The organism is Rhodococcus sp. DK176 (assembly GCF_038447315.2).
Taxonomy (GTDB): Bacteria; Actinomycetota; Actinomycetes; order Mycobacteriales; family Mycobacteriaceae; genus Rhodococcus_F; species Rhodococcus_F jostii_A.
The window spans coordinates 2,494,171-2,514,344 of record NZ_CP118321.2; the positions used below are offsets into that span (position 1 = coordinate 2,494,171).

Here is a 20,174-nt window from a genome sequence, read left to right on the forward strand (position 1 = left end):
TCAGTCCTTCGGTCCACCGGCGACGTAGACGACCTGACCCGACACGAATCCGGCGCCCTCGCTCACGAAGAACGATGCGGTGTGCGCGATGTCCTCGGGCTGCCCGACGCGGTTCACGGGGATCTGCGACGCCGCGGCCTTCTTGAAGTCCTCGAATCCGACACCCACCCGCTCGGCGGTCGCGGCGGTCATCTCGGTCTCGATGAAGCCGGGCGCGATCGCGTTCGCGGTGACACCGAACTTGCCGAGCTCGAATGCCAGCGTCTTGGTGAAGCCCTGCATGCCCGCCTTGGCGGCGGAGTAGTTGACCTGCCCGCGGTTACCGAGCGCCGAGGTGCTCGAAAGGTTCACGATGCGCCCGAACTTGGCGTCCACCATGTACTTCTGCACGGCCCGCGACATCAGGAACGCACCACGCAGGTGCACGTTCATCACGGCGTCCCAGTCGTCGACGGTCATCTTGAACAGCAGGTTGTCGCGGGTGATCCCGGCGTTGTTGATCAGGATCGTCGGGGCGCCCAGTTCGGTCGCCACCCGCTCGACTGCCGCAGCGACCGACTCCTCGTCGGCGACATTCGCGCCCACGGCCAGCGCTTTTCCGCCGGCGGACGTGATCGCGTCGACGGTGCCGGCACATGCGGACTCGTCGAGGTCGAGGACGGCGACCGCGTAGCCGTCCTCGGCCAGCCGCTTCGCGACGGCGGCGCCGATTCCCCGGGCCGATCCGGTGACGATGGCGGTTCTACGTTCCTGGCTCACTTGTTTCCTCCATGCTGGTTGTTCTCGGTCTTCGTGCGGTATTTACGCAGTTCTCTTCTCGCGATGGACATCTTGTGGACCTCGTCCGGTCCGTCCGCGAGACGCAATGCCCTCAGATGGGCGTACATCATGGCGAGGGGGAAGTCGTCGGTCACGCCGGCCCCACCGTGCACCTGAATCGCCCGATCCACAATCTCGAGCGCAATATTCGGAGCCGCCACCTTGATCGCCGCGATCTCCGTCCGCGCCTCCTTGTTCCCCACCGTATCCATCAGATACGCCGCCTTCAGCGTCAACAACCGAATCATCTCGATCTCGATCCGCGCCTCCGCAATCCAATCCTGAACATTCGCATTCTCACTGACCGGCTTACCGAACGTCACCCGCGACGACGCCCGACGACACATCAACTCCAACGCCCGCTCCGCCATCCCGATCGCCCGCATGCAATGGTGAATCCGACCCGGACCCAGGCGCGCCTGCGAAATCGCGAAACCCTCCCCCTCCCCCTTCAGCACATCCTCGACCGGAACCCGCACATCCGCGAAATCGATCTCCGCATGCCCCTCACGATCCTGATACCCGAACACCGGCAACCCCCGCATCACCGTCACCCCCGGCGCATCGATCGGCACCACCATCATCGACTGCTGCCGATGCGGCGCCGCCGACGGATCCGTCTTCCCCATCACGATCAACACCCGGCAATTACGATGCAACGCATTCGACGCAAACCACTTCCGCCCGTTCAGCACATACTCGTCACCGTCCCGGACCATCGACAACTCCACATTCGTCGCATCCGAACTCGCCACCGCCGGCTCCGTCATCGCGAACGCCGACGCCATCGTCCCCTCCAGCAACGGCGTCAGATACTTCTCCTTGTGCTCGGCCGTACCGAACAACTCCAGCACCTCCATATTGCCCGTATCCGGCGCATTACAATTGCACGCCTCCGACGCAATATGACTGCGCCCCATGATCTCCGCCAACGGCGCATACTCGAGATTCGTCAACCCCGCACCCGTCCCCGGATGCGGATGAAACAGATTCCACAACCCCCGCCGCCGCGCCTCCGCCTTCAACTCCTCCAACACCGGCGGCTGGAAATGCGGATCCCCCGACTCCCGCATCTGCTCCTCGTACACCGCCTCCGCCGGATACACATGCGAATCCATGAACTCCAGCAGATCGGTCTGCAACTGCTGGGCGCGATCGGATAGGTCGAACAGCGACATGCGGGCTCCTCGTGCGGTCGGGTCAGGACGGCTGGGCGAGGAGCGAGGCCTGGTAGCGGCGCATTCCCCGGATCCATCGGTCGTAGTCGGCGCCCTTGTGCCGGTACATCTCCAGCACTTCGGGGTGCGGAAGGATCAGGAACTGTTCGGCTTCCATTGCGGCGAGCACACATTCGGCCACCTCGGACGCTTCGAGAACCGTACCCGCGGTGGTGACGGCGCGTGCGGCAGTGGCCGACAGGGCGGCGTCGTCGGTGAGCAGCTTGGTGTTGACGCCCATCGGGCACAGGCAGCTGACACGGACGCCCTTGTCGCCGTACGTGACGGACAGCCATTCGGCGAATCCGACGGCCGCATGTTTGGTCACCGAGTAGGGGGCGGAACCGATCTGGGTGAGTAGCCCGGCGGCCGAGGCCGTGCTGACGAAGTACCCCTCGCCGCGCTCGATCCAGCCGGGGACCAGCCGGCGTGCCGCCCGGATGTGCGCTCGGACGTTCACGTCGAGGGCGAGGTCCCACACCGCGTCGTCGGGTTCGAGATCCTCCCCCGCCGCGACGCCCGCATTGGCGAAGTAGAGGTCGACGGCGCCGAAAGCCTTCTCCGCAGCGTCGATGACCGAGCCGATCTGTGCGTCGTCGGACGCGTCGGCACCGCGGGCGATCGAGGCCCCTGGACGCGTCGCGTTGATCCGGTCCGACACTGCCTGGGCCGATGCGGCATCGAGATCGGTGACGACGACCCTGGCCCCCTCGGCGGCGAGCCGCTCCGCGAGTGCGCCGCCGATTCCACCTCCGCCACCGGTGACGATGGCGACCTTCTGCGCAACCTGCACGAGATTCCTCCTCGAGGGGACACGGATGTGATCCCAGTCTTCCACAGAAATCACCTGAATCCGGTGTCGGATTCAGTTTCGTTGACCTGGGTGCCCCACGCCCTCACGCCGTCGGGTGGCGCTCAGCTCCGCTCGGGGAACCTCAGCCCGTTTGCCCAGATGCGCGTCGTGGTGAACACGACGTCGTCGAAGTCGACGGGAGTGCCGTCGGTCCCGTTCACGCTGGCCACGAACACGTTGTAGGCCAACCGGCTGACCATCCCCGACAACGCACGCGACGCCAGCATCGGGTCGAGTTCCTTGTCGGCGATGCCCCGCGCCTGCAGTTCCGCGATGCCCCGCGCGTTCCGCGCGATGAACGCGTCGGCCCGCTGACGCCGCAGGTCCGCGAACGCCGGGTCGATGTGCGCGACCTGCTCGAGCAGCCCCATCAGCTTGGCGTTACGCCGGTAGGCCTCCAGGTAGGCGCGGTTACTCGCCTCCAGGACGGCGTACGGGTCGTCGGTGTCCTGCACCCGCTTCATGCCCGGGTGCATCATGTCTTCCTGCGCCACCTCGAGCACAGCGGCGAACACCTGCTCCTTATTGTCGAAGTAGGTGTAGAACGACCCCGTCGAGCAGTTGGCTTCCTTCGTGATGTCGGTGAGCCGGGCATCGAGGTACCCGGACCGCTCGAACACCGTCCGCGCGGCCGCCACCAACGCCGCGCGCGTGCGTGCACCACGCGGTGTCGCCGGAGGCTCCCGCAACAGATCGGTGGCCGCCATCGACGGGGCGGGCTGGTCGTCCCACTCTTCATGGACGGTGCGCGTGGTCATTTCCTACTTATACGCCAGCACCGCAGCCCCGCCCAACCCGACGCTCAGGTGATGGTGATGCCGCCGTCCACCGCGATCGTCTGACCGGTGACGTACGCGGCAGCGTCCGAAGCGAGCCAGACGACGGTCGCGGCGAGCTCCTCCGGGTCACCGAGGCGACCGAGAACGAGCCGCGATTTCATCGATTCGAGGTACCCGTCCTGGTACTGGTCCGTCATCTCCGTCTCGAAGAATCCGGGAGCGATCGCATTCACCCGGATGCCCTTGCGGGCACCCCACTGCTGCGCCAGGTCGCGGGTGAGACCGATGACCCCGGCCTTGCTCGCGGCGTACGCGGCCTGCGGAAGTCCCGCGGTGGTGAGACCGAGCACGCTCGCGATGTTCACGATCGCGCCGCCCGGCTTCATGACCTTCCCCGCCGCCTGCGCGGCCCAGTAGGAACCGTTCAGGTTGATGTCGACGACCTGCCGGAACTGCTCCGGCGTCTCCCGCGTCGCGGGGACTGCCGTACCGACGCCGGCATTGTTGACGAGCACGTCCACCCGGCCGAACTTCTCCATGGCCGCGTCGATCATGTTCTGCGCCTGAGCCGGGTCTGCGATATCCGTCGCAACGCACAGCGCCTGACGTCCGGCGGCCCGCACCAGTTCGGCGGTCTTCTCGAGACGGTCGGTGCGGCGCGCCGCCAGCACCACATCGGCGCCGGCCTCCGCCGCGGCCTGCGCGAACGCCACCCCGAGACCCGACGACGCACCGGTCACGACGACCACCCGATCGGTCAAGCTGAACTTGTCGAGAACGGACATACGAAGCGACTCCTTTGTCGTCGGGCTACGGGGTACGGGTTCAGAGGCCGAGGTCGCGACCGATCAGTTCCTTCATGATCTCGTTGGAACCGGCCCAGATCTTGGTGACACGGGCGTCCATCCATGCACGGGCGGCACGGTACTCGGTCATGAATCCGTAGCCACCGTGCAGCTGCACGCAGTGGTCGAGGACCTCGTTCTGCACCTGAGCAGTCCACCACTTCGCCTTGGCGGCGTCCACTGCGGTGAGCTCACCGTCGGCGTGTGCGGCGACGCAGTTGTCGACGTAGGCCTGGGTGACCTCGACACGGGTGACAAGGTCCGCGAGGAGGAACTTGTTCCACTGGAGCGAGCCGATGGGCTGGCCGAATGCCTTGCGGTCCTTGGCGTACTGGATCGTCTCCTCGAGGATCGGCGCGGCGTGCGCGATGTTCGAGACGGCGGCGCCGACACGCTCCTGCGGCAGCATCTCCATCATGTGGATGAATCCGCGGTCGATCTCACCGATGATGTTCGTCGACGGCACACGCACGTTCTCGAAGAACAGCTCGGCGGTGTCCGACTCGTGCTGGCCGACCTTGTCGAGCTTGCGGCCGCGCTCGAAGCCCTCCATGCCCGTCTCGACGGCGAACAGGGTGATGCCCTTGGACTTCTTCTCGGGACTGGTGCGCGCCGCGACGATCACCAGGTCGGCGTTGTAGCCGTTGGTGATGAACGTCTTGGAACCGTTGATGATCCAGTCGTCGCCGTCCTTGACCGCAGTGGTCTTGAGCGAGGCGAGGTCGGAACCACCGGAAGGCTCGGTCATGCCGATCGCGGTGAGCAGTTCACCGGTGCAGAACTTGGGTAGCCAACGCTGCTTCTGCTCCTCGGTCGTGAGCTGCACGAGGTACGGCGCAACGACGTCGGCGTGAATGCCGAAGCTCGACGACACGGCGGCACTTGCCCGCGAAAGCTCCTCGGCGAGAACCGCATTGAACCGGTAGTCGCCGGCCTCGCTTCCGCCGTATGCCTCGGGGACCTCGAGGCCGAGGAATCCGTTGCGGCCCGCTTCGAGCCAGATCTCGCGGTCGATGAAGCGTTGCTCGATGAGCTTGTCGGCCACCGGCAGGAGGTTGCGGTTCACGAACTCCCGGGCCGATTCGCGGAATGCCTCGTGATCGGGGCCGTACAGGGTGCGTCGCATGACCGCTCCTTTGTCGAAATCCAGCTGACTGTGTCCACGCTTTCCAGCATGTAAGCGTGTGCTTATTTTCTAAGCGCTTGCTTATACTGAGGGTGCGGCGCGGTATTGTCAACAGCCGCGCAGCCGAGGATGGAGAAAGACATGAGCGAATCACCGAACCAGGTGATCAGCCCTTCCAAGGCTGCCGCCCGCATCCGCGCCGCAGCCGTCGACGCGTTCGCGACCAGCGGTTACGGGGGCACCACCACCCGCGAGATCGCCGCCCGCCTCGAGATGAGCCCCGCCGCGATGTACCCGCACTACCGATCCAAGGAAGAGCTGCTCTTCGCGATCAGTTACGAAGGCCACACCGCAGCGCTCGACGTTGTCGTGAGTGCAGACCTCCCCGACGAGGCGCCCTCCATCAGGCTGCAGGCGCTGATCGGCGCATTCGCGAGCTGGCAGGCCACGCACCACGCACAGGCTCGCGTCGTGCAGTACGAACTCAACGCCCTCACGCCCGAGCACTACCGCGACGTGGTCAAACTGCGCCGCGACATCACCCACATCGTCCGCGCCGTCGTCGACGCAGGGGCCGCATCCGGCGAATTCACGGTCCCCGACGGCGAAGGCGTCACCCTCGCCCTCATGTCTCTGTGCGTCGACATCTGCCGCTGGTTCCCGGCCGGCGCCTACACCGAGCCCGAGGCCGTCGCAGACCTCTACGCCGACCTCGCCATGCGCATGGTGGGTGCCGGCTAGGTATTGCCAAGGTCCCGTGGGGTCGGCTAATGTAGAACATACGTTCGATTCGGGGGAATCGACGGCAGCCGGGGGGTCGGGGTGGATGCAGCAGCGGTGAACGCGTTTCTGGCCGAATTACCGAAACTCGACCTGGATATCGACGATGCGACGCGCATCGACGTACTTCGCACACTCGAAGAGGTGAAAGCCGCCTGTGCGGGCGTGCAAGCCCGGGTGACCGCAGACCTCGACGCCTCCATCCGCACCGCACGAGCAGACCGCCAAGTGCCGGTCGCACATCGAGGGCGCGGTATCGCCAACCAGGTGGCGTTGGCACGACGGGACTCACCGTTTCGAGGTGGCCGTCATCTCGGCATGGCCACCGCTCTTGTCCACGAGATGCCCCACACCTTGGCACTGCTCGAACGAGGGGTCCTCAGCGAGTGGCGGGCAACGATCCTCGTCCGCGAAACCGCGTGCCTCACCCGAGAAGACCGCACCGCACTCGATTACCTGCTGTGCGCCGACCCGGCAACATTGGACGGGCTCGGCGACCAGGCGGTGTGCGCGAAAGTTCGCGCGGCCGCCGCCGAAGTCGACGCCGAGGCCATGGTGCGACGGGCCCGCAAAGCGGTATCGGACAGGAGGGTCACCTCCCGTCCCGCACCGGACACCATGGCGTACGTCAGCGCCCTACTGCCGGTGGCACAAGGGGTCGCGGTGCACGCGACTCTCACCCGTGACGCCGATTCCATCCTCGCCGCCGGTGACGAGCGCACGCGGTCGCAGATCATGGCCGACCTCCTCGTCTCCCGAGTGACCGGCGCGCCCCACACCGCGACGGCACCTCCGATCACCGTCAACCTCGTGATCTCCGACCGCGCGCTCCTCGACCGAGGGTCCGAACCCGCCTACGTGCAGGGGTACGGTCCCGTCCCCGCGGCACTGGCAGGGCACTGGATACATGAGGCAGTCCAGGCCACGATCGATCCGGAAACCGGGAACGAGGCACGGGTGACTCTGCGCCGCCTGTACGCGAACCCGCACTCCGGAGCCCTGACCGCAACCGAGTCCCAGGCCCGCCGCTTCCCCGCCGGGTTGGCGAGGATGATCGATCTGCGCGATCGAACGTGCCGGACACCATGGTGCGATGCGCCGATCCGGCATCACGACCACATCCAACCCCGCGAATACGAGGGCCCGACCACCGCACACAACGGCGCCGGCCTGTGCGCGGCCTGCAACTACGCCAAACAAGGCGCAGGATGGAACGCCAAGCCCCACCAACTGCCCGGCGGACTGCACAAAATCGAGATCTGCACCCCCACCGGACATCGGTACCGATCAACCGAACCACCACTACCGAAACCGTTGCCGCTCCGTGAGGTTCAGATCAGCTCACCAGTGGAACGCATCCTCATCGAATACCTCCACGCGGCCTGAACATCGGGGCGCTGCGCACTAGACCGAGTGACACACCTGTGCGGTAGCATCTCCGCACGCGGCCGTGGGGGTCCTGTCGAGTACTGGGGGGATGGGGATGAGCAAAACACTGCGTCTGGAAGATGACGCAATCGAGAAATGCGTCGGCGTGTGCAACACGATGCTGGAGCAGGTGCGTGATGCGATGAAGGAAGCAGACAGCCTTCGCATGGTCACCGGCTTCGGAGGATTCACCTCCGCGCAAGAGCTGCAGGCTGGATATCAATCGAAGTTCACCGGTGACGCTGGGTCAGTGCATCAACGCCTTAGTCAGTTCCGTGACGCAATAATTCTGATGCGCGATACCTTCGCGGCCGGAGGCGAAGCCTTCGGGAACGCTGACAGCGCAATCCGACAAGCCCTCGCTGCCATCCAGGAGGACATTCCAGCATGAGGCGTTCTCTTTCATGGATCGGCATTGCGTCGACCGCCATAGCGCTGGTGGGGTGCACGGCGAGCGCGACGACTGAGTCGGATCCACAAACCTCATCCACCCGAGTTCCGCGCCACCTAGACGAATCGACTCGCCCTCAGGTTGCCTTCGATCCGTGCCTCGACATTCCCGACGAAGCTCTGCTGGAAGCGGGGTACGACCCGGGTAGTGAAGAGAACGCGGACTTCCCTGCGGGGAGTTACACCTTCTTGGGCTGTTCGTACGATTCCACCGACGACCTCTACGGGATGAACGCGTTGTCCGGAAATATCACTTGGGCCGAAGAGCAAGAAAAATCCAAGGACCACGCCACGCAGATTGAAATTAACGGTCGCCGGGCACTTCTGAAGTTCAACCCTGAGGTAAGGAATGCGTGCGATCTCAGCATGGAAACCGCCTACGGCATGTTCGGACTAACTCGAAGCATCTTCCCCGATTACGCTGGGTCCGCACCCCACCCGGAATGGTGCGCTGGCCTCGAAGACACCGCCCGCATCTTTGAGCGCTACATTCCGAAGGAGGGCTGAGCCATGCCGCCCAACGATCCTGTGACAGCGGTCCTCGGCTCACTGAGTCCGAATGGCGCAGGCGAGCAACGACGCACAGGCCTCCAGAGCTCGGCGGACAGGCTCGCTGCGGGCGCAGAAACAGATGACCCGTACATCCGCACCATGGAGAGTTTCCACGGTATGGGGCACGAAGAAATGTACGCAAAAGTTCAGACCATGGTTCCCGACGCCATCGGTCAACTCGCCCAGGCCTGCCACAGCATCTCGAACTCACTCCCACTCGCCTTCGGATTCGCGATCCTCCGCAATACGATTTCTGAACGTTGGGAGGGTGCCGCGGCGGATGCCGCGGCACAAGCGACCGAGAATCTCGCTGCAACCAGCGGTCAGCTCACATCGAGTATCGCGGCAATCGCGGTGAAGCTCGATATCCTGAGCAGCGCGGCTGCGGACGTGAAAGCGTCTGTGCCTCAGCCAGCTAGTTCCGAAGGCGTCCTGTCCCAACTCCCGCTGAGTCCGCTTGCGGCGGAAACGTCCGAGACTTCGAGGGAAGCCGCACGCCTCGAGGCGGTTCGGAGGTTGGAAGCGATCTACGTGCCGAACTACCGCGATGTCGGCACGAACGTTCCGCAACTCCCGGAGCCTTACGCCCCTTCTGGAGACGGTGCCGGGCCCGACGGTGTCCTGAATGCTCATGGAACGTTACCTCCCGGTTCGAACCCCTGGGGCACAACCGACAGCGATATCTCCTCCGCGTCGGGCGAGGGCGATTCGTCGGCGGACGGGGAGAACCCCGCGGACGGGGATTCCGCAGTGGATGATGCCGCGGCCACGTCGGCGGCGAATGCCGAAGCCGCTGCCAATCAGGGCGCCGGGGCTGGATCCGTCTCGGCCGCACAGACTGCCGCCGCGAATGCGCAGAATGCGGCCGGCGCGGGTTCGCAGTCCGGCACGGGCGCGGGCGCCGCGGGTTATGGCGGCGGACTCGTCGGAGGTTCACGGTCCGGTGCCGGCGGATCGGGCATCGGGGGCTCGGCATCGAGCGCGCGCCGGAAGAATGACAAGCGCGATTTCGAGTCCACCTCGAGCGGTGTGGTTCCGGGTGGCCCGATCCTGTCCGGTGGTGCCGCGGCCGGCGCCGGAGCGGCTGCCGCTGCTGCCGCGGCGACTCCGGTGAAACCGAGCATGAGTCGACCAGGAATGGGTATGGCACCCGGGATGATGGGTGCACCCGGCCGAGCAAGCGGCAACGGCGATGGTGACACGGAGCATCAGACGCCGAGCTACCTGATCACCGTCGACAACGGCAACGAACTGATCGGCACACTCGACCCCGTCGCACCCCCGGTGATCGGCGCATGAACTGGCGGCTGACGTCAGCCCAATTCATGTGCCTTTGGGAGGCAACCGATCTCGACCGGATGCCGTACCCTCTGCAGTACCGGTCCGCGGCCGCGACGGAAGACCAGTATGCCGTCCAGCAACGCGAGCTGGAGCAGTGGCGGACTGCGCTCGACGAACCGAAACTGATTGCCGCGATCCAGGCGCTCCGGGACCCGCACCTGTCCGTCACGGTGTTCGCCCCCTCCCCCGTACTCGACTCGGGGCTTCGCCGGAGGGGCAGCATCCGTGGCCGGGTCGCCGTCGTCGCCGAACAGCTGCGCGGGGCACCGGGCCGCGGCGACATCCGGATCGACGCAGGTACCGAGGGCGTCGACTGGCTGACCACCCAACTCCTGAAAGACCTGCCCGGCTGCGCGCCCGGACGGACCCCGTCCCTGACCGCGCACCCCGACGACCTCGAGAACCGAAGCAGCGGTACTTCCGTCCTGCAGAACGCCCGAGCCTCCGACGGCACTCTCCTGCGAAGGATCGTGGGCCGACCGCGGACCGGAATCGGATACATCTGCATCCGGGGTGCTCGCAGCGGGCTCGACGAGCCCGTTCTGGGTGAACTGACGTGGATCGACGTCGAAGCGGACGGCCGGTACCTCTATCACCAGGGCGACCGTGTTCACCTGCGGTCCGCGACAGTCCGGTTGGTTCGCGACGAGCTGTCGAAACGCGTGTCGGCGGCCCTCGCCAACCCTTCGCCGACCCGCGACTGAGCGTTACCCTTGTCCCATGACCGATCGGGACAGGGACGGGACGGGGAAACCCCTCAACGCACGCCCCCGCGATGAACTCGGCCGACCCCTGCCGCACGACGCCGAGGGTGTACCGCGTATCCCCGACGACCTGCGGTTACCGCCCGACGAGGCGATCACCGAGGCTCAGCGGCTCCTCGACCACGGCATGCCGTTTCATGCACACGAGATCCTCGAGGGTACGTGGAAGATCGCCCCCGAGGACGAGCGGGAACTGTGGCAGGGGCTCGCCCAGCTCGCGGTGGGTCTCACCCATCTGATGCGGGGCAACAAGACGGGCGCGCGGTCACTGCTGCGCCAAGGCCACGACCGGATCCGGCATTACGAGGTGGAGGCGCCGCACGGCCTCGACATCGCCGGCCTCCTGACGTGGTCGGAACACCTCACGGACGAGATCGATCGCGTCGACCCGCTGCCGGCGACGCCCGTACCCCGATTGAGAATCCCCTGATGACTCTGCTTCCCATGTTCCCGCTGGGCTCGACGATGCTGCCCGGTCAGCAGCTCCCCCTCCACGTCTTTGAACCCCGCTACCAGGAGCTGGTCCGCGACTGCCTGGACGCACCGGACGGTCCCCGCTTCGGTGTCGTTCTCATTGCCCGCGGCAACGAGGTGGGCGGCGGCGACATCCGCCACGATGTCGGCACTATCGCGCGGATCGAGTCGCACGCGTCGATCGGCGAGGGGCGGTACGAGCTGTTCTGCCGCACGGAGGAACGGATCAAGGTGTCGAAGTGGTTGCCCGACAACCCGTATCCGATCGCCGAGGTCGATGTGTGGCCGGACGAGAACACCGGCACCCAGACAGCGGACTACGAATTCCCCTCCCTCATCGAGAGACTCGAATTCCTGTACGGCCTCCTCCGCCGTCTCGCGACGGAAACCGGCAACGTTCCGCCCGACGTTCCCGTCATCGGCGGTTTCCGCGGGTCGCTCGGCACGAGGCTCTACGAGATCGCCACCTACATTCCGATGGGGGACGCCGACCGCCTGCAGATCCTCGCGGCTGCGGGCGCGGACGAACGCCTGCGGGAGGTGTCCGAGGCGATCGAGAACGCCATCGAAATGGTCCAGTTCCGGCTGATGTGACCCAGCCCTCCCCGGGGTTGGTCAAGAGCACTCCGGGAAGGGTGTAGTGTTGTCAATGCAACGCGGGGTGGAGCAGCTCGGTAGCTCGCTGGGCTCATAACCCAGAGGTCGCAGGTTCAAATCCTGTCCCCGCTACCACTGGAAACGGCTCCGGAGATTCAATTCTCCGGAGCCGTTTTCGTTGTTCCACATCCTCCAGGACTAGAACGTATTCTCGTACGTGAGGCCTCAGGAGGGACAGTGCAGCTCGCCGACGTCGATCTCTACAACCCGGACACCTTCGCGAAGGGCGTGCCCCACGAGATGTTCGCCGTGTTGCGGCGGGAGGCCCCGGTCTACCGGCACCTCGACGAGCGCGGCGACCCGTTCTGGTGCGTTACCCGGCACGCCGACATCGTGACGGTGAACCGGGACGCCGAGACGTATTCGTCGTGGCGGGGCGCCACCTACATCGACGACCTGAGCCCGGACGACCTGGCGGGCCAGCAGTTGATGATGCTGAACATGGACCCACCGGACCACACGGCGCTGCGGAAGATCGTGAGCAAAGGTTTCACGCCCCGCCGCATCGGCCAACTGCACGAGATTCTCGCGCGGCGGGCCACGACCATCGTCGACGCGGTGATCGAGCGCGGCGAGTGCGACTTCGTCGTCGATGTCGCGTCCGAACTCCCGCTTCAGGCGATCGCCGATTTCCTGGGCGTGCCTCAGGAGGATCGCAAGCTGATCTTCGACCTGACGAATCAGATGATCGGCTCGTCCGATCCGGAATTCCATCTCGAGGACGGTCAGGAACGCGCGGCGGCGGCCCAGATGTTCGCGTACAGCCTGGAGATGTTCGAGGACCGCAAGAAACACCCCCGCGACGACATCGCGACAGCTCTCATCCAGGCCGATGTGCACGGCGAGAAGCTGGGCGAACTGGATTTCAACATGTTCTTCATGCTCCTCGCGGTCGCGGGTAACGAGACTACCCGCAACGCCATCTCACACACCCAGTTGGCGCTGATGGAGCATCCCGAGGAGCGCAGGAAGGTGCTCGAAGATCCGTCCAAGCTCGACGCTCTGATCGAGGAGGGGTTGCGCTGGGCCACACCGGTCATGCAGTTCCGCCGGACAGCAACCACGGACACCGTGCTGCACGACGTCGAGATCTCCGAGGGCGACCGGGTGGTCATCTGGCACATGTCGGGGAACCGGGACGAGGCGGTGTTCGACGACCCCTACACGTTCGACATCGACCGGCCCACCGGCCACTACTCCCAGCACATTGCGTTCGGCGGCGGCGGTCACCATTTCTGCCTCGGCGCCAACCTTGCTCGCGCGGAGATGAAGGTGATGCTGAGCGAGATTCTGCGTCGCATGCCCGATATGGAACAGACCGCACCGGCGCAGCGCCTGCGCTCCAACTTCATCAACGGGCTCAAGCACATGCCGGTGACGTTCACGCCCTCGTCCCTCTGAGCGGAGCGCCGCCTTTCCTGACAGCCTGGTCGGGTGAACAACGTCGACGCAGTGGTCATCGGATCCGGTCCCAACGGACTCGTCGCGGCCGCGACCCTGGCAGATGCGGGCTGGGATGTGGCGGTCAGTGGAGGCGCAGCCGACGCCCGGCGGTGCGGTGAGGTCGGCGGAACTCGTCCCCGGATTCACGTCGGACCTGTTCAGCGTGTTCCATCCCCTGTCCACCGTGTCGCCGGCGCTCCGCGGTCTCGATCTCGAGTCGCACGGACTGCGCTGGAGTCACGCGCCCCGCGCGCTCGGGCAAGCCCGCTCGGCCGCCGGCGAGGACGCGCCGGTGATCCATCCCGACCCCGCGGACACGGCCGCCGACCTCGAACGCCGTCAACCTGGTGACGGTGCCGCGTGGTCGGCGCGCCGAGGACGCGGGCGCGCACTTCCACTCGGCGACGCCGTGACCGGGATCGACGTTCGATCGGGTCGCGCCGTGGGGGTGCGGACGGCGTCGGGTGTCCGCTACACGGCACGTCGGGCGGTGATCGCCGACGTCTCTGCGCCCGCACTGTACGGGTCGCTGCTTCCGGACCACGCCGTCCCCGCCTGCGTACGGGCCGACCTCGAGCACTTCGAGTGGGACACGCCCGTCCTGAAGGTCAATTACGCCTTGTCGCAGAAGATTCCGTGGCGTTCGCCCAGCCTGAGCGGTGCGGGCACCGTCTACCTGGGTGCCGACGACAACGGACTCGTCCGCTGGATGGCCGACCTGACCACCGGCACCGTCCAGGCCAGCCCGTTCCTGCTGTTCGGACAGATGACGACCGCGGATCCCCCAGGTCGGCGGAGGGCACCGAAAGCGCCTGGGCGTATACGCATCTACCGCGCGACATCACCGACGACGCGTCCGCCGACCTGCTGGCCGCACGAGTCGACAAGGTCCTCGAGGCGCATGCACCGGGTTTCTCGGAGCGGGTCGTCGGACGGGTCGTCCAGCGCCCGTCGGATCTCGAGGCGGCCGACGCGAATCTCGTGGGTGGCGCCGTCAACGGCGGGACGGCGCAATTCCATCAGCAGCTGGTCTTCCGCCCGGGGCCGGGCACGTCCCGTTCGGAGACCGCGCCGCGCTCGGCGAGGACGGACCGCGCGGGTGGCTGCGGTGGCGCACGTCGCGCGCCGTGATCGACCTGTTGTCGACGGGACCGATACCCTAGTTTGTCGCGTGTCGGGGTACCTCACCGTGCAATGATCTGAGTCGTCGAATTCGGACCACGAAGGGGCATCATGCAGCATCGAGAATCATCCTTCGCCGGCGTCGGCGGAATTCCCATCGTCTACGACGTGTGGCTCCCCGAGCGGCGCCCGCGCGGCGTGCTGGTTCTGTGCCACGGCTTCGGCGAGCATGCCCGGCGGTACGACCATGTGATCGAACGGCTCGGGGAACTCGACCTCGCGATCTACGCGCCCGACCACCGTGGGCACGGGCGGTCGGGCGGCAAACGGGTCCATCTGAAGGACTGGACCGAGTTCACCGACGACCTGCACCAGTTGTTCGGCATCGCGTCGACGGACTGGCCCGGCACCGACCGGTTTCTCCTCGGGCACAGCATGGGCGGTTCCATCGCGCTGACCTACGCACTCGACCACCAGCAGGACCTGAAGGCACTCATGCTGTCCGGGCCTGCGGTCGACGTGACGAGCGGCACGCCGCGCATCGTGGTGGAGATCGGCAAGCTGGTGGGTCGCTTCCTTCCCGGAGTGCCCGTCGAGTCGCTCGACGCGAAGTTGGTCTCCCGCGATCCTGCGGTCGTGTCGGCCTACGAGGAGGATCCCCTCGTCCACCACGGGAAGGTGCCTGCCGGGATTGCGCGCGGGATGATCCTCGCCGCCGAACGGTTGCCGGAACGTCTGCCGTCGCTGACGATTCCCCTGCTTCTCCAGCACGGCCAGGACGACGGACTCGCGAGTGTGCACGGCACGGAACTGATCGCGGAGTACGTCGGTTCGGAGGATCTCACGGTGGAGATCTACGAAAACCTGTTCCACGAGGTGTTCAACGAACCGGAGAACGAGGAGGTACTCGACGACCTCGTCGAGTGGTTGCGGCCGCGCGTGCAGGCCTGACTTCGTCGGGGGTGTTCTGCACCCGTGGACGATGGATGCCAGGATGGGCTGATGAAACGTCACGTCAGCGCCACTCTCGATATCGAGGTCACCGACGCCACCAGTCTCGAATTCAAGATCGCGGTGGCCCGGACCCCGGGTTCGGAGTTGTCGGAATCGTTGACGTTCACCCTCGACGGTAACCGTGTCGAGGCACGAGAGATGCTGGCGGAGCACGGCACTCGTGTCCACCTCCTGGACAGTGCTCCCGGCTCGCTGCGCGTCGAGTACTCGGCTTCGGTTGTGGGTAAGGCCGATTCGCCTCCGGTCACCGACTACGACCTGTCGAAGTATCTGCGCCCGAGCCGATATGCGGAGGCGGACAAGTTCTTCGGTTTCACCGGCGGCGAATTCAATCTGTCCAAGCCGCAGCCGGAACTACAGCAGGACATCACCTCGTGGGTGGGATCGCGACTGCTGTACCAGGCGGGTTCGAGCAGATCCACCGACAGCGCCGTCGACACGATGCTGTCCGGGGCGGGCGTGTGCCGTGACTTCGCCCACCTCACGGTGGCGCTTCTGCGGGCCGTCACCATTCCGGCGAGGCTGGTGGCCGTGTATGCGCCGGGGTGCGATCCGATGGACTTCCATGCTGTCGTCGAGGCGTTCGTCGATGACGAATGGCGTGTGGTCGACGCGACCCGACTGGCTCCGCGTTCGGCACTCCTGCGGATCGCGACAGGTCGCGACGCCGCGGACACCGCGTTCCTGGACAATCACGGAGGGGCGATCACGCTCGAGAACACCGTGGTGACCGCTGTCGTCGACGGCGAATTCCCGTATGACGACTATGCGACACCCACCTCGCTGACCTGACGGGTCAGGTTGCGTCCGAAAGCCTTTCGGTGAGCACGCCCACCTGAATCTTCTTGGCGTCGGCGTGCACCTCACGGCCGGCGTCGGTGACGTCGACGAACACGCCTCGCCGGTCCGCCTCGCACAGCGCCCTCGCGACCAGACCCGCCTTTTCCAGCCGGGCCACGCTCCGGGACAGGGCGCTGGGGCTGAGGTACATCTCGGCCGCGAGGTCCTGCATCCGGGGTCGCTCGCAGGTGGCGTCCATGAGTCGATCGAGCGTCTCGAAATCGCTCATGCTCAGGCCGTGGGCGTGTTGCATCTCACGATCCAACTCGCAGGCGATGGAGTTGTATCTGCTCGCGAGCAGCCGCCACGTGCCGCGCAGGTCTGCTTCAGAGCTCATGTCCCGCACCCTAGCGCGCGTACGCAAAAGGTGCAAGCGAATTAAATGCAAACGAAATTAGTGCTTGCGCATTGATTGCACGTGCATCTACATTCTCCCTGTGACTATCAGCGACGCCACCCCGGACCTCGCCATCTCGTCGGGCGCCACCGCGACCCCGTCGACCGACCAGGCCTGGACACCCCGCCTCTGGGGCGTCCTGGCCGTGCTGTGCCTCGTCATGTTCCTCGACGGTCTCGACGTCTCGATGGTGGGTGTTGCGTTGCCCTCCATCGGAACCGAGCTGGGGCTGTCCACCACCTCGCTCCAATGGATCATCAACGGATACGTACTCGGATTCGGTGGTCTGCTGCTGCTGGGCGGACGCACTGCCGACCTCCTCGGCCGCCGCCGGGTCTTCCTCATCGCACTCACCGTGTTCGCGATCGCGTCCCTGGTCGGCGGACTCGTCGACAACGGCACGCTGCTGATCGCGAGCCGCTTCGTGAAGGGACTCGCCGCGGCGTTCACCGCACCGACCGCGATGTCCATCCTCACCACCACGTTCAAGGAGGGGCCCGCCCGCAACCGGGCGCTGTCGATCTTCTCCGTCTTCGGAGCCAGCGGCTACTCGTCCGGCCTGATCCTGGGCGGACTGCTGACCAGCGCCGGGTGGCGCTGGACCTTCCTGATGCCGGTGCCTTTCGCGGTCCTCGCCCTGGTCGCGGGCGCCGTCCTGATCCCCCGCGACCGCGCCGCCGACAACGGCGGACACGACATCGTGGGCGCCGCCACGCTGGTGTCGGGAATGCTGCTCGCCGTCTACACCGTGGTGTCGGCACCGGCCCGCGGCTGGGCCGATCCGCTCACGCTGGGCTCGTTCGCACTGGCCGCGGCCCTGCTGGCGTCGTTCTTCGTCGTGGAGAACCGGGTGGCGCACCCGTTGGTGCGTCTGAGCATCCTCCGCGTCGGCTCGATCGTGCGGGCGAACCTCAGCATCGTCGCACTGTTCGGCTCCTACCTGAGCTTCCAGTTCATGATGACCATCTTCCTGCAGTCGGTGCTCGGATGGTCGCCACTGGAGATGGCGCTGGGCCTCCTGCCCGCCGGCATCATCGTGGCCTTCGGATCGCCGTTCGTCGGGCGCCTGATCGACGCGTTCGGCACGGCACGCATGATCATCGCGGCACTGACCTCGTTGAGCCTGGGCTACCTGTGGTTCCTCTTCGCAGGGAGCGACCAGCCCCACTACGCGGTCGCGATCCTGCCGAGCGTGCTGCTGCTGGGCGTCGGTTTCGCACTGGGCTTCACGTCGATCATGGCCCAGGCCACGTCGGGCGTCGACGACTCCGAGCAGGGGTTGGCGTCGGGCCTCGTGCAGACGTCCGCGCAGGTCGGTGCCGCACTCGTGCTGGCACTCACCACCGCACTCGTCACCGCCGGCTCGCACACGGCCACGGGTATCAGTGGCACCGGGTTCCACCAGTTCCACTCCGGCCTCGTACTCGTCACGGGAGTCGCATTGCTGGGACTGCTGATCACGCTGTCACCGCTGCTGCGCAGGGTGCTCAACCCCGCGTGAGGCCCGAACGGCAGAACGGGTGGGCACAGGCCCACCCGTTCTGCCGTTCACGTCGTTCAGGCCGAGTGCCGCTTCGAGTCCGTGAGCGCGCGGGACGCGAAGTCGACGGTGAGTCCGATAATCGTGCGACTCTCCCGCAGCACCTTGCCGATCACCGGGAACGCGTGGATCTGCCCACTCCAGATGTGGGTCTCGATCTGCCGCCCCTCCCGATCGAACCTGTCCGTGATGATCTCGACGTCGGGCCGCATGATCTCGTATTCGGCGGCGGTGAGGAAGACCGGCGGGAACAGCGCCGGATCCGCGTTCACCGGAGACTGGGCGCCCGGAATCTGATCGGGCCCGGCCAGCCAGCGATCCTTCAGCTTGGCCACCTGCGACATCGGCAGGTACGCGTCGCGTTTCATGAAATCGGGGTCGTGATCCTCGAGGTCGAGGTTGAGCAGCGGGGAGTACCCGATGACGGCCGCCGGGCGGGTGAGGCCCCGCAACGCTGCCACTTCCGCGACCTTCATCGCGAGATATCCGCCCGCCGAGTCCCCCGCGACGATCACCCTGCTGGGGTCGTCGCAGACCTTCAGCACCTCGGTGTACGCGGTCATGGCGTCCACCAGCGACGCACCGATCGCACCCTTGGGAAGTTGCCGGTACTCGACCGAGACGACGGGCGCACCCGAACGTGCGGCGAGCAGTCCGCATAGTGCCCGGTGGGTGGCGAGCCCGCAGAACACGAATCCGCCGCCGTGGAAGTAGAGGATGGTGGCGCCGTCCATCGACATGATCGTGGGGCGCGGATGGGTGATCTTCTCGCACGGCACCCCGCCGAGCGAGATCGCCTCGATGTCGAGGCCCTTCGGCTTGGGAAGCCGGTCGATGAGCTCGTCGAGGGTCGCCAGCAGTTCGATGCCGCGGTCCGTAGTCGGCCATATCGTGAACAGCGGTTTGACGAAAGCCCTGGCAAACCAGAACGTCATGCGCGCCCGGCGACTGACATCCCAGTGCCACACGATCGATTCACGCGTTCGCATACTGCCCTCCGTTGTATCGGACGCTTGTCCAGCCAAGTGGACACCCTAGGGCGATCCGGAGAGAAACGCACCCGAAACTCCTCACGTCCGCTCCCCGAGACCCCCCGCCACGGTAAGTCGAAGTCGCCCGTTGCCGAGCGACTTCGACCGATTTCGTCCGATTGCCCGAGGTTCACCGACCCAGTCGCTGCTCCAGCCGAGCGATGATCTCGGTCGCCACCTGGGTGGGCGATCCGCCCACGTCCACCACGATCGCATCCTCGTCCGGTTCGATCGGTTCGAGCGTCGAGATCTGTGTGTCCAGCAACGACGGGGGCATGAAGTGGTCGAGCCGGGCGGTCAGCCGTTCCCCGATCTGCGCCCGCGACCCGGCGAGATGCACGAAGACGACGTTGTCGCCCCGCAACACGTCGCGGTAGCTGCGCTTCAGCGCCGAGCAGGTGATGACCCCGGGAAGACCGTTCTCGGTGTGTTCCCGAATCCACCCCGCGACGACATCGAGCCACGGCCAGCGGTCCTCGTCGGTCAACGGCTGCCCCGACGCCATCTTCGCGACATTCGCGGGTGGGTGCAGGGCGTCTCCCTCCTGCAGGTCCCAGCCCATGGCGCCGGCGATGATTCCCGCGACCGTCGACTTCCCGGACCCCGACACCCCCATGAGCACCAGGACCGGGTCTACGGTCTGCGGCGTGCGTCCTGCAGGTTCGCGCGTACTCACGTGCATCTCACCAACCTCACTCGACA

21 protein-coding genes, 1 tRNA gene and 1 pseudogene are annotated in these 20,174 nt (G+C 66.0%); 14 read left to right on the forward strand and 9 right to left on the reverse strand.

The annotated features are described in order from the left end of the window. The 6 genes from fabG to PSR88_RS11845 form a co-directional block, all read right to left on the reverse strand. Complete coding sequence (gene fabG, locus PSR88_RS11820; protein WP_009475008.1) at positions 1-759, reverse strand: 3-oxoacyl-ACP reductase FabG; 759 nt, start codon at positions 757-759, stop codon at positions 1-3. Then, positions 756-1,997, reverse strand: a complete 1,242-nt coding sequence (locus tag PSR88_RS11825; protein WP_011595105.1) for an acyl-CoA dehydrogenase family protein — start codon at positions 1,995-1,997, stop codon at positions 756-758. Before PSR88_RS11825 ends, fabG begins: the two co-directional genes overlap by 4 nt. A gap of 22 nt (positions 1,998-2,019) precedes the next feature. Then, positions 2,020-2,829: an SDR family oxidoreductase gene (locus PSR88_RS11830; protein WP_009475010.1), complete on the reverse strand. Its 810-nt coding sequence runs from the start codon at positions 2,827-2,829 to the stop codon at positions 2,020-2,022. A 122-nt stretch (positions 2,830-2,951) separates the two neighbouring features. Next, entirely contained in the window at positions 2,952-3,647 is a 696-nt protein-coding gene (locus PSR88_RS11835) for a TetR/AcrR family transcriptional regulator (protein ID WP_005569496.1), read from the reverse strand. A 44-nt stretch (positions 3,648-3,691) separates the two neighbouring features. Beyond that, positions 3,692-4,453 carry an SDR family NAD(P)-dependent oxidoreductase gene (locus PSR88_RS11840; RefSeq protein WP_016882638.1) on the reverse strand — a complete coding sequence of 254 codons (762 nt, stop codon included), beginning with the start codon at positions 4,451-4,453 and terminating at the stop codon, positions 3,692-3,694. Between the two features lie 40 nt (positions 4,454-4,493). Further along, positions 4,494-5,639, reverse strand: coding sequence for an acyl-CoA dehydrogenase family protein (locus PSR88_RS11845; protein ID WP_005251441.1), 1,146 nt, complete (start codon positions 5,637-5,639; stop codon positions 4,494-4,496). A 141-nt stretch (positions 5,640-5,780) separates the two neighbouring features. Here PSR88_RS11845 and PSR88_RS11850 point away from each other — a divergent pair, with 141 nt between their 5' ends. The 13 genes and pseudogenes from PSR88_RS11850 (at position 5,781) to PSR88_RS11910 (ending at position 16,456) form a co-directional block, all read left to right on the forward strand. After that, positions 5,781-6,380 (forward strand): TetR/AcrR family transcriptional regulator, encoded by a 600-nt coding sequence (locus tag PSR88_RS11850; protein WP_009475011.1) that lies wholly within the window; start codon positions 5,781-5,783, stop codon positions 6,378-6,380. 81 nt (positions 6,381-6,461) lie between these two features. Continuing rightward, entirely contained in the window at positions 6,462-7,805 is a 1,344-nt protein-coding gene (locus PSR88_RS11855; RefSeq protein ID WP_016882637.1) for an HNH endonuclease, read from the forward strand. A 91-nt stretch (positions 7,806-7,896) separates the two neighbouring features. Further along, entirely contained in the window at positions 7,897-8,238 is a 342-nt protein-coding gene (locus tag PSR88_RS11860) for a hypothetical protein (RefSeq protein ID WP_037196998.1), read from the forward strand. Beyond that, entirely contained in the window at positions 8,235-8,804 is a 570-nt protein-coding gene (locus tag PSR88_RS11865) for a DUF3558 domain-containing protein (RefSeq protein WP_016882634.1), read from the forward strand. The genes PSR88_RS11860 and PSR88_RS11865 overlap by 4 nt, the downstream gene beginning before the upstream one ends. 3 nt (positions 8,805-8,807) lie before the next feature. Further along, positions 8,808-10,148 carry a hypothetical protein gene (locus PSR88_RS11870; RefSeq protein ID WP_016882632.1) on the forward strand — a complete coding sequence of 447 codons (1,341 nt, stop codon included), beginning with the start codon at positions 8,808-8,810 and terminating at the stop codon, positions 10,146-10,148. Next, positions 10,145-10,894, forward strand: a complete 750-nt coding sequence (locus tag PSR88_RS11875; protein ID WP_016882631.1) for an ESX secretion-associated protein EspG — start codon at positions 10,145-10,147, stop codon at positions 10,892-10,894. Before PSR88_RS11870 ends, PSR88_RS11875 begins: the two co-directional genes overlap by 4 nt. 16 nt (positions 10,895-10,910) lie before the next feature. Beyond that, positions 10,911-11,384 (forward strand): DUF309 domain-containing protein, encoded by a 474-nt coding sequence (locus PSR88_RS11880; RefSeq protein WP_007297214.1) that lies wholly within the window; start codon positions 10,911-10,913, stop codon positions 11,382-11,384. Beyond that, the gene (locus PSR88_RS11885; protein ID WP_009475017.1) at positions 11,384-12,022 is read left to right on the forward strand and encodes an LON peptidase substrate-binding domain-containing protein; all 639 of its coding nucleotides are present in this window, start codon (positions 11,384-11,386) and stop codon (positions 12,020-12,022) included. The genes PSR88_RS11880 and PSR88_RS11885 overlap by 1 nt, the downstream gene beginning before the upstream one ends. 61 nt (positions 12,023-12,083) lie before the next feature. Further along, positions 12,084-12,160: transfer RNA gene (locus tag PSR88_RS11890), tRNA-Met, on the forward strand. Positions 12,161-12,262: 102 nt separating this feature from the next. Beyond that, a complete protein-coding gene (locus PSR88_RS11895) occupies positions 12,263-13,486 on the forward strand; it encodes a cytochrome P450 (RefSeq protein ID WP_011595113.1) in 1,224 nt (407 codons plus the stop codon). A gap of 33 nt (positions 13,487-13,519) precedes the next feature. Beyond that, a pseudogene (locus PSR88_RS11900) lies at positions 13,520-14,599 on the forward strand (phytoene desaturase family protein); the annotation flags it as partial. Between the two features lie 162 nt (positions 14,600-14,761). Next, positions 14,762-15,601: an alpha/beta hydrolase gene (locus tag PSR88_RS11905; protein ID WP_009475020.1), complete on the forward strand. Its 840-nt coding sequence runs from the start codon at positions 14,762-14,764 to the stop codon at positions 15,599-15,601. Positions 15,602-15,652: 51 nt separating this feature from the next. After that, the gene (locus PSR88_RS11910) at positions 15,653-16,456 is read left to right on the forward strand and encodes a transglutaminase-like domain-containing protein (protein ID WP_016882630.1); all 804 of its coding nucleotides are present in this window, start codon (positions 15,653-15,655) and stop codon (positions 16,454-16,456) included. 4 nt (positions 16,457-16,460) lie between these two features. On the opposite strand, the gene PSR88_RS11915 is transcribed toward PSR88_RS11910, so the two are convergent. Continuing rightward, a complete protein-coding gene (locus tag PSR88_RS11915) occupies positions 16,461-16,841 on the reverse strand; it encodes a MarR family winged helix-turn-helix transcriptional regulator (RefSeq protein WP_009475022.1) in 381 nt (126 codons plus the stop codon). A gap of 64 nt (positions 16,842-16,905) precedes the next feature. On the opposite strand from PSR88_RS11915, the gene PSR88_RS11920 reads away from it, so the two are divergent. Beyond that, entirely contained in the window at positions 16,906-18,402 is a 1,497-nt protein-coding gene (locus PSR88_RS11920) for an MFS transporter (RefSeq protein WP_016882629.1), read from the forward strand. A 56-nt stretch (positions 18,403-18,458) separates the two neighbouring features. On the opposite strand, the gene PSR88_RS11925 is transcribed toward PSR88_RS11920, so the two are convergent. After that, complete coding sequence (locus tag PSR88_RS11925) at positions 18,459-19,430, reverse strand: alpha/beta hydrolase (protein ID WP_009475024.1); 972 nt, start codon at positions 19,428-19,430, stop codon at positions 18,459-18,461. A 172-nt stretch (positions 19,431-19,602) separates the two neighbouring features. Continuing rightward, positions 19,603-20,154 (reverse strand): gluconokinase, encoded by a 552-nt coding sequence (locus tag PSR88_RS11930; protein ID WP_009475025.1) that lies wholly within the window; start codon positions 20,152-20,154, stop codon positions 19,603-19,605. Between the last annotated feature and the right edge of the window lie 20 nt (positions 20,155-20,174).

Excerpts from the sequence above, each read along its gene's own strand:
- PSR88_RS11860 (WP_037196998.1), top strand. The coding sequence starts at position 7,897 with ATGGGGATGAGCAAAACACTGCGTCTGGAAGATGACGCAATCGAGAAA.
- PSR88_RS11930 (WP_009475025.1), bottom strand. The coding sequence starts at position 20,154 with ATGCACGTGAGTACGCGCGAACCTGCAGGACGCACGCCGCAGACCGTA.
- PSR88_RS11825 (WP_011595105.1), bottom strand. The coding sequence starts at position 1,997 with ATGTCGCTGTTCGACCTATCCGATCGCGCCCAGCAGTTGCAGACCGAT.
- PSR88_RS11925 (WP_009475024.1), bottom strand. The coding sequence starts at position 19,430 with ATGCGAACGCGTGAATCGATCGTGTGGCACTGGGATGTCAGTCGCCGG.
- PSR88_RS11850 (WP_009475011.1), top strand. The coding sequence starts at position 5,781 with ATGAGCGAATCACCGAACCAGGTGATCAGCCCTTCCAAGGCTGCCGCC.
- PSR88_RS11905 (WP_009475020.1), top strand. The coding sequence starts at position 14,762 with ATGCAGCATCGAGAATCATCCTTCGCCGGCGTCGGCGGAATTCCCATC.
- PSR88_RS11840 (WP_016882638.1), bottom strand. The coding sequence starts at position 4,453 with ATGTCCGTTCTCGACAAGTTCAGCTTGACCGATCGGGTGGTCGTCGTG.
- PSR88_RS11910 (WP_016882630.1), top strand. The coding sequence starts at position 15,653 with ATGAAACGTCACGTCAGCGCCACTCTCGATATCGAGGTCACCGACGCC.
- PSR88_RS11870 (WP_016882632.1), top strand. The coding sequence starts at position 8,808 with ATGCCGCCCAACGATCCTGTGACAGCGGTCCTCGGCTCACTGAGTCCG.
- PSR88_RS11885 (WP_009475017.1), top strand. The coding sequence starts at position 11,384 with ATGACTCTGCTTCCCATGTTCCCGCTGGGCTCGACGATGCTGCCCGGT.
- PSR88_RS11835 (WP_005569496.1), bottom strand. The coding sequence starts at position 3,647 with ATGACCACGCGCACCGTCCATGAAGAGTGGGACGACCAGCCCGCCCCG.
- PSR88_RS11845 (WP_005251441.1), bottom strand. The coding sequence starts at position 5,639 with ATGCGACGCACCCTGTACGGCCCCGATCACGAGGCATTCCGCGAATCG.
- PSR88_RS11865 (WP_016882634.1), top strand. The coding sequence starts at position 8,235 with ATGAGGCGTTCTCTTTCATGGATCGGCATTGCGTCGACCGCCATAGCG.
- PSR88_RS11915 (WP_009475022.1), bottom strand. The coding sequence starts at position 16,841 with ATGAGCTCTGAAGCAGACCTGCGCGGCACGTGGCGGCTGCTCGCGAGC.
- PSR88_RS11880 (WP_007297214.1), top strand. The coding sequence starts at position 10,911 with ATGACCGATCGGGACAGGGACGGGACGGGGAAACCCCTCAACGCACGC.
- PSR88_RS11875 (WP_016882631.1), top strand. The coding sequence starts at position 10,145 with ATGAACTGGCGGCTGACGTCAGCCCAATTCATGTGCCTTTGGGAGGCA.